The sequence below is a fragment of the Microbacterium sp. genome (assembly GCF_030149085.1).
Taxonomy (GTDB): domain Bacteria; phylum Actinomycetota; class Actinomycetes; order Actinomycetales; family Microbacteriaceae; genus Microbacterium.
In genome coordinates this window covers 1-8,362 of record NZ_JASBSF010000058.1, presented here as the reverse complement: position 1 = coordinate 8,362, position 8,362 = coordinate 1, and the positions used below count along the sequence as shown (strand labels likewise).

Here is an 8,362-nt window from a genome sequence, read left to right as displayed (position 1 = left end):
CGACTACCACGACACGTTCCTGGCCGCCGAATACTCCCACCCGGGAGACAACATCCCTCCGATCCTCGCCGTGGCCCAGCACGTCGGCGCCGACGGCGCAGCATTGGTGCGAGGGCTCGCCACCGGTTACGAGATCCAGATGGACCTCGTGCGCGCGATCTCCCTCCATAAGCACAAGATCGACCACGTCGCCCACCTCGGCCCCTCCGCTGCCGCGGGTATCGGCACCCTGCTCGGCTTGGATGTCGAGACGATCTATCAGGCAGTCGGCCAGGCTCTGCACACCACAACGGCCACTCGCCAATCCCGCAAGGGCGAGATCTCGACGTGGAAAGCTCATGCCCCCGCGTTCGCCGGCAAGATGGCAGTCGAAGCCGTCGACCGGGCGATGCGTGGCGAGACGAGCCCCAGCCCGATCTACGAGGGTGAAGACGGCGTGATCGCCTGGATGCTCGACGGTAAGGATGCCGCTTACGACGTGCCGCTTCCGGCGCCGGGTGAGCCCAAGCGCGCGATCCTCGACTCCTATACGAAAGAGCACTCTGCCGAGTACCAGGCGCAAGCCTGGATCGACCTTGCCCGCAAGCTCGGTACCGAACGCCCCGAGCTGCGCGACCCCGCGAACATCGCGAGTATCGTGCTACACACGAGCCACCACACGCACTACGTGATCGGCTCGGGCGCGAACGACCCCCAGAAGTACGACCCGCAGGCATCCCGCGAAACCCTCGACCACTCGATCCCGTACATCTTCGCGGTCGCGCTGCAGGACGGCGCCTGGCATCACGTCGACTCGTATCTCCCCGAGCGCGCAGCGCGGCCCGACACCGTGGAACTCTGGCGCAAGATCACCACGGCCGAAGATGCCGAGTGGACGCGCCGCTATCACTCCGAGGACCCCGACGAGAAGGCCTTCGGGGGGCGTGTGGAGATCGTCCTGACCGACGGTTCCACGGTCGTGGACGAGATCGCCGTGGCCGACGCTCACCCGTTGGGCGCGAGGCCGTTCGCTCGTGAGGACTACATTCGCAAGTTCCGGTTGCTCGCCGAGCCCGTGCTCGCTCCCGAAGAGATCGAGCGGTTCCTCGACCTGGCCCAGCGTCTCCCGGAACTCTCGGCCGACGAGGTCGGGCAGCTCAATATTGTCGCTCGGATCGGCATCCTCGCGTCAGCTCCGGCCCCCAAGGGTCTGTTCTGATGCTCTATAGCCAGACATCCGCGGCCGAGAAGCGCAGGCTGTTTCGGGAGCGCCTTGCCTCGGGGGAGCTCCTGCGATTCCCGGGCGCCTTCAACCCGCTGTCGGCGCGCCTGATCGAGCGCAAAGGTTTCGAGGGCGTCTACATCTCTGGTGCGGTGCTGGCTGCCGACCTCGGGCTCCCCGACATCGGCCTGACAACCCTGACCGAGGTCGCCGGTCGCGGGCAGCAGATCGCGCGCATGACCGAGCTTCCGGCCATCATCGACGCCGACACGGGGTTCGGTGAGCCGATGAACGTAGCCCGCACCATCCAGACCCTCGAAGATGCGGGGCTGGCGGGCACCCACATCGAGGATCAGATCAACCCCAAGCGGTGCGGTCACCTCGACGGGAAAGCCGTCGTCGATGGGGACACGGCAGTCAAGCGCATCCGTGCCGCCGTCGATGCGCGCCGTGACGAGAACTTTCTCATCATGGCTCGCACCGACATCCGTGCCATCGAGGGGCTGGATGCCGCGATCGACCGGGCCAAAGCGCTCGTGGATGCCGGCGCCGACGCGATCTTCCCCGAGGCGATGCGTGATCTCGGCGAGTTCGAGAAGATGCGTGCGGCGCTGGATGTTCCGGTGCTCGCGAACATGACCGAGTTCGGCAAGAGCGAGCTGTTCTCAACCGAGCAGCTGCGCTCCGCCGGCATCAACATCGTCATCTGGCCGGTATCGCTGCTGCGGATCGCGATGGGTTCGGCGGGGCGCGCACTCGACGACCTGGATGCGAAGGGGCACCTCCGCGACAAGCTCGGGGAGATGCAGCACCGTTCAGACCTCTACGACCTGATCGACTACGAGCAGTACAACCACTTCGACACGAGCATCTTCAACTTCACGGTCGAAGCACCCATCACGAAGGAGTGAGCATGACCGACACCGACATCAAGAAGGGGCTTGCTGGCGTCGTCGTCGACTACACCGGTGTCAGCAAGGTCAACCCCGATACCAACAGCCTGCTCTATCGCGGCTATCCGGTGCAGGAACTCGCTGCCACCCAGTCGTGTGAAGCCGTCGCCCACCTGCTGTGGACGGGGGAGCTGCCCACAGACGAGCAGCTTGCGACCCTGCGCGAGACGGAGCGCGAGAACCGCGCGCTGCAGCCCGACGTCAAGGCCGCTATCGACCTCATCCCGCTGGACGCTCACCCGATGGATGAGGTGCGCACGGCCGTCAGCGTCATCGGGGCCCGCGAGACGCGCGGGACCCTCAACGTCATGGATGCTGTCGGCACGTCGCAGCAGAACCTCGAGCGCAGCATCCGTCTGTTCGGGGAACTGCCCGCGATCGTGGCCTACGGTCAGCGGCGCCGTCGCGGGCTCGAGCCGGTCGATGCGCGCGACGACCTCGACTATGCAGCGAACTTCCTCTGGCTGACCTTCGGTGAAGAAGCCGACGAGGTCGTCGTGGATGCGTTCAATCGCTCGATGATCCTCTACGCCGAGCACTCGTTCAACGCATCGACGTTCACGGCCCGTGTCATCACCTCGACCCTCAGCGACCTCTACTCCGCCGTGGTCGGTGCAATCGGCGCGTTGAAGGGACCCCTGCACGGCGGCGCGAACGAGGCAGTGCTGCACATCTTCGACGAGATCGGCTCGGCCGAGAACGTGTCAGCGTGGCTCGACACGGCTCTCGCCGAGAAGCGCAAGATCATGGGCTTCGGGCATCGCGTGTACAAGCGCGGTGACTCGCGCGTTCCCACGATGAAAGCGGCGCTCGACACCCTCGTCGCCCACTACGACCGCCCGGATGTCGCGGCGCTCTATGACGCGCTCGAATCGGAGTTCGTGGCACGCAAGGGCATCTACCCGAACCTCGACTACCCGTCGGGGCCGGCCTACAACCTCATCGGCTTCGACACGCTCACGTTCACGCCGCTGTTCGTCGCGGCGCGCGTCGTCGGCTGGACAGCGCACATCATGGAGCAGCAGGCCTCGAACGCGCTCATCAGGCCTCTCTCGGCCTATAACGGGGCCGACGAGCGCCACATCGAGGGCTACGTGCCCGACACCTCCGCGATCACCGTGCAAGAGCGCCCCGAGGAGGCCGCCGAGTGACCACTGCCGTCATCGTCGACGTCGTCCGGACGCCCTCCGGGCGGGGCAAGCCCGGAGGAGCGCTGTCGGGCGTGCATCCTGTCGACCTTGCCGCCACGACGCTGACGGCGCTCCTGGAGCGCAACGGACTCGAGTCGCGCCAGATCGATGACGTCCTGATGGGGTGTGTGAGTCAGATCGGCGATCAGGCCACCAACATCGCTCGTCAGGCAGTGCTCGCAGCGGGGTTCGACGAGTCGGTGCCCGCCACGACGATCGATCGGCAGTGCGGCTCTAGTCAGCAGGCCGTGCACTTCGCTGCGCAGGGAGTCATCGCCGGTGCGTACGACATCGTGATCGCGGCGGGCGTCGAGTCGATGAGTCGCGTCCCCTTGGGCTCGGCCGGGGCCGGCGGTGCTATTGCCGACGGCATCCGGAACCGATACCCCGAAGGGCTCGTGAACCAGGGAGTGTCTGCTGAGTTGATCGCCGGGCGCTGGGGACTCGAGCGCGACGAGCTCGATGCCTACGCTGCCCGGTCGCATCAGCGGGCAGCTCACGCTGCTGCAGCGGGCCGGTTCGCAGACGCGATGCTTCCGGTCATGACGGCGGAGGGCATCGTGGATGCCGACCAGACGATTCGGCCCGCCACAACCGCTGAGCAGCTTGCCGGTCTCGCGCCCGCGTTCCGCACTGACGAACTCGCGGAGCGTTTCTCTGGGCTCGACTGGCGGATCACGGCAGGCAACTCGTCACCCCTGACGGATGCCGCCTCGGCAGCGCTCATCATGAGTGAGGAACGCGCGAATGCGCTGGGCCTGACGCCCCGCGCCCGTTTCCATGCCTTCGCCGTCGTCGGTGACGACCCGATCATGATGCTGACCGCGCCGATCCCGGCAACGCGCCGCATCCTGGATCGCGCAGGGTTGTCGATCGACGACCTCGATGCCTACGAGGTGAATGAGGCTTTCGCGTCTGTGCCACTCGCGTGGCAACACGACCTCGACGCCGATCCCGACAAGCTCAACCCGTGGGGTGGTGCGATCGCGCTCGGGCACGCCGTCGGCGCATCCGGAACGCGGCTCCTCGGCACTCTCCTGGGCTATCTCGAACACACCGGCGGGCGCTACGGACTGCAGGCGATGTGTGAGGGCGGCGGGATGGCTAACGCCACCATCATCGAGCGGCTGTAGGCCACCTACAACCGGTTGGCAGGAGCGCCGGTGCATTCGACAGGATCGACGCGGGTGTGGCTGCCTCCCAGCGGCGTGAGAGGAAAACGAGCATGACGGAATCAACCTCGTTCCAGACCATCGTGGTCGAGACCCGGGGGCGCGTCGGCTGGATCCAGCTGAACCGCCCCGAGGCGCTCAACGCGCTGAACTCGACACTCGCGACCGAACTCGGGGCCGCGGTGGCAGCTTTCGATGCCGATGAGCAGATCGGATGCATCGTGCTCACCGGCTCGGAGCGTGCCTTCGCCGCGGGCGCCGACATCAAGGAGATGGCCGACAAGACGGTGCGCGACATGACCGTGGACAGCCCCTTTGTCGGGCTCGAAGCCCTTGGTCGCGCCCGCACACCGATCGTTGCGGCAGTCGCCGGCTTCGCGCTCGGTGGCGGGTGCGAGCTCGCGATGAGCTGCGACATCATCCTCGCCGCCGACACCGCAAAATTCGGTCAGCCCGAGATCACGCTCGGCGTCATTCCGGGGCTCGGCGGCACGCAGCGCCTCACCCGCGCTATCGGGTACTTCAAGGCTGCCGAGCTCGTCCTGACGGGCCGCATGATGGATGCCGTCGAGGCAGAGCGCGCGGGCCTGGTGTCCCGGGTGGTTCCGGCAGCGGACCTTGCCACCGAGGCGATGGCGGTGGCGGAGTCGATCGCGGCGAAGTCCCTGCCCGTCGCCTACGCGGCCAAAGACGCCTTGCGCGCGTCCCAGGAGAGCGGTCTGGCCGAGGGTCTTCGCTTCGAACGGCAGGCGTTCGCCGCTCTGTTCGCCCTGGACGACCAGAAGGAAGGGATGGCAGCTTTCCGTGAGAAGCGTGCCCCCCGGTTCACCGGCCGGTGACCGAAATCGCCCTGGGCTGGCGACCATAGACTCGAAGCAAGAAGGAGGAGCGCGATGAGGATTCTCGTCCTGGTAAAAGAAGTCCCCGACACGTGGGGGGATCGAGTGCTGAACCTCGAGACGGGACTGGCTGACCGAGGTGCCAGCGAAGCTGTCATCGACGAGATCGGTGAGCGCTCTCTCGAGGTTGCGCTGTCGTACGCGGATGCCAACCCGGGCACCGAGGTCGTCGTCGTGACGATGGCGCCGGAGTCGGCATCCGGATCGGTGCGCAAGGCCCTCGCGATGGGGGCGGCATCGGCCGTGCACGTCGTCGATGACGCGCTGTTGGGCGCCGATCTGGGGCTCAGCGCCCAGGCGCTGTCGGCCGCGATCTCCCGCGCTGGCTTCGACCTCGTCATCACGGGAAACCAGTCCACGGACGGCTCTGGCGGGGTGATGGCGTCGATGATCGCGGAGCTGCTGGATGTTCCGAGCATCACGAGCATGAACTCTGTGACGATCACCGAGTCCGAGGTCTCGGGTGAGCGGTCGGTCGATGGTGGCTCGATGACGGCATCCGCTGCTCTTCCGGCGGTGATCTCGATCACCGAACGGCTTCCTGACGCGCGGTTCCCGAACTTCAAGGGCATCATGGCCGCCAAGAAGAAGCCGGTCGACACGGTGTCGCTCGCGGACCTCGGGGTCGTCGCCGATGACCCGGATGCGGCGCGCTCGATCATGATCGCGGTGGCGCAGAAGCCGCCGCGTGCGGCAGGTGTGAAGGTTGTCGACGAGGGCGACGCTGGCGTACAGCTTGCGGAGTTCCTGATCTCGAACCGGTTGGTCTAAGGGGCAGATGATGGTGGATATCGCAGCTGATGCTGTTCTTGTCGTACTCGATGTCACCCCCGGTGGCGCGTTGGCGCCGAGCGCTGCTGGCCTGTTGGGCGCTGCGGCAGGCGTCGGAACCCCGGTCGCGCTGATCGTCGGAGACAGCGCCGAGGCCCTCGCACCCGCGGCGGCTGAGCTCGGGGCGGCGCTCGTGCTCACCGCGACGCCCGCGGGGCTCGGCGAGGCACTGGGTGTACCGGCGACGGATGCGGTTGCTGCTGCTGCCGCGCTCGTGGACCCCGATGCCGTGCTGCTGTCGCACTCGATCGAGTCGCGCGAGACGGCGGGTCGGTATGCTGCGCGGTCGCGTTCGGCGCTGTGCGTGGATGCCGTCGGTGTAACGCGCGACGACGAAGGAATCGTGGCGCACCACTCCGTTTACGGTGGTGCCTACAACGTCGAGGCCGCCGCCACGTTCGGCGCTCCCGTCATCACGGTTCGCCAGGGGTCGATCGATGCGCGTGCGCAGGCTCAGCCTCTCGTCGCCGAGAAGCTCGACGTTGCCGCATCCGGCCGCAAGGCGGCGACCATCGGGTCGGTCGAAGAGGTCGTCGTGACCTCCGCCCGCCCCGAGCTTCGCGGCGCGGCGAAGGTCGTTTCGGGTGGCCGTGGCCTGGGCTCGGAGGAGAAGTTCGCGCTCGTCGGTGAACTCGCCGACGTGCTCGGCGCCGCCGTCGGCGCGTCGCGGGCCGCCGTGGACGCGGGCTACATTGCGCAGTCTGCGCAGGTCGGACAGACCGGCGTGTCGGTTGCTCCGCAGCTGTACGTCGCGCTGGGCATCTCCGGCGCGATCCAGCACAAGGCCGGAATGCAGACCGCCAAGACGATCGTCGCGATCAACAAGGATGCCGACGCTCCGATTTTCGAGATCGCGGACTTCGGTGTCGTCGGGGATCTCTTCACCGTCGTGCCGCAGCTGATCGAGACGCTGCAGGCGAAGAAGGCCTGACGCGATGGCGACCTACGGGCGCACTCTGCGTCGCGGACTGCCCCGCACCCCCGGCGGCGAACCTTGGCCGCCCGCCGGTGAGGTGGCAGGTGCCGTTGGTTCGGCATCCGTGCCCCCGGCCGAGGCGCCGGTTGCGGCATCCGTGTCTGCCGGCGTCGCCTCACACGAGAGCGGCAGTTCTGCGCAGGAGCTGCGGAAAGATGCGCCGCCGTCGCACGAAACTGCCGCACCCGCGGGAGTGGCCGCGGTGACGGCTGCCGCCACAGTCGCGCTGGCTGCGCGGGCTGTGCGCCGGGGGTTGCCCCGCGTCCCCGGCGGCGAGCCGTGGCCGCCGGCATCCGTGGTCGCCGTCGCCGGCGTCCCCACCCCCGCGACCGCACCGTCGCCCGACAGCGGCACGTCTGTGCAGGAGCTGCGGGAAGATACGCAGCCGTCGCATGAAACTGCAGCACACGCGGGAGTGGTCGTCTCCACCGAAGCCTCCTTGCGCGCAGTGCGTCGGGGGCTACCTCGCGTTCCCGGCGGAGAGCCGTGGCCGACGTCCGAGATGGTCGCCGCGATCTCGACATCCGGCGCCGCGGTTCGTTTGCCCCAAAGCGTCGGCTCCGACGACGATGCACGGCGTGTTGCGGCGCACGAAGCGCAGACGGATGCCGGTTCCGTGGTTTCCACCGCAGCGGTCGCCGAGCGCCCGGCGTTCGACGTAAGCGTGCCGCTGCCGTTCACGCGGACGGTGTGGGAGGGGGCGTCAGCCCGCACGCGCCCCGCGGCGCGACCAGAACCCGCCCGCATCGGCCCATTCACGCGAGGGCAGTGGGCAGGCACCGTCATCGTGGGCGGTCTCGGGCTGCTCTTCGCTGCAGGCATGGCAGTGCTGGCCGTGCGTTGGCTGCTCTCCCTCGACGGGATGCAGGACTTCCTCGCGACCTACCCCGGCGAATACCACCTGCCCGAGGGTGCGCCGGTGGGCTTCCCGGCGTGGCTCGGCTGGCAGCACTTCTTCAACGTGTTCCTCATGGTGCTGATCATTCGAACGGGACTCACGATCCGCACCGAGAGGCGCCCGAGCGTCTTCTGGGCGCCGCGCAACAAGCCCAAGGGCAAGGTCAGCCTGACGATCTGGTTCCACCAGTCCCTCGACCTCCTCTGGATCGTCAACGGCTTCATCTTCGTGGTGCTGCTGTT

General features: G+C 67.5%; 8 protein-coding genes. All 8 read left to right on the top strand.

The features are described from left to right. Window positions 1-1,198, top strand: a 1,198-nt coding sequence (locus tag Q1V87_RS02380) for an MmgE/PrpD family protein (protein WP_300590698.1), incomplete at its 5' end; no start/stop codon positions are given. After that, window positions 1,198-2,112, top strand: coding sequence for a methylisocitrate lyase (prpB, locus tag Q1V87_RS02375; protein WP_300590697.1), 915 nt, complete (start codon window positions 1,198-1,200; stop codon window positions 2,110-2,112). The genes Q1V87_RS02380 and prpB, both read left to right, overlap by 1 nt. A gap of 2 nt (window positions 2,113-2,114) precedes the next feature. Continuing rightward, the gene (locus Q1V87_RS02370) at window positions 2,115-3,305 is read left to right on the top strand and encodes a bifunctional 2-methylcitrate synthase/citrate synthase (RefSeq protein ID WP_300590696.1); all 1,191 of its coding nucleotides are present in this window, start codon (window positions 2,115-2,117) and stop codon (window positions 3,303-3,305) included. Next, window positions 3,302-4,477 (top strand): thiolase family protein, encoded by a 1,176-nt coding sequence (locus Q1V87_RS02365; protein WP_300590695.1) that lies wholly within the window; start codon window positions 3,302-3,304, stop codon window positions 4,475-4,477. Before Q1V87_RS02370 ends, Q1V87_RS02365 begins: the two co-directional genes overlap by 4 nt. A gap of 92 nt (window positions 4,478-4,569) precedes the next feature. Beyond that, entirely contained in the window at window positions 4,570-5,355 is a 786-nt protein-coding gene (locus Q1V87_RS02360; protein ID WP_292707513.1) for an enoyl-CoA hydratase-related protein, read from the top strand. A 54-nt stretch (window positions 5,356-5,409) separates the two neighbouring features. Next, window positions 5,410-6,186, top strand: a complete 777-nt coding sequence (locus Q1V87_RS02355) for an electron transfer flavoprotein subunit beta/FixA family protein (RefSeq protein ID WP_292707515.1) — start codon at window positions 5,410-5,412, stop codon at window positions 6,184-6,186. A gap of 10 nt (window positions 6,187-6,196) precedes the next feature. After that, entirely contained in the window at window positions 6,197-7,177 is a 981-nt protein-coding gene (locus tag Q1V87_RS02350; RefSeq protein WP_300590699.1) for an electron transfer flavoprotein subunit alpha/FixB family protein, read from the top strand. Between the two features lie 4 nt (window positions 7,178-7,181). Next, a partial coding sequence (locus Q1V87_RS02345; protein ID WP_300590693.1) for a cytochrome b/b6 domain-containing protein occupies window positions 7,182-8,362 on the top strand: 1,181 nt, incomplete at its 3' end.

Coding starts and splice junctions, on each gene's coding strand:
- Q1V87_RS02360 (WP_292707513.1), top strand. CDS start 4,570: ATGACGGAATCAACCTCGTTCCAGACCATCGTGGTCGAGACCCGGGGG.
- prpB (WP_300590697.1), top strand. CDS start 1,198: ATGCTCTATAGCCAGACATCCGCGGCCGAGAAGCGCAGGCTGTTTCGG.
- Q1V87_RS02350 (WP_300590699.1), top strand. CDS start 6,197: ATGGTGGATATCGCAGCTGATGCTGTTCTTGTCGTACTCGATGTCACC.
- Q1V87_RS02355 (WP_292707515.1), top strand. CDS start 5,410: ATGAGGATTCTCGTCCTGGTAAAAGAAGTCCCCGACACGTGGGGGGAT.
- Q1V87_RS02370 (WP_300590696.1), top strand. CDS start 2,115: ATGACCGACACCGACATCAAGAAGGGGCTTGCTGGCGTCGTCGTCGAC.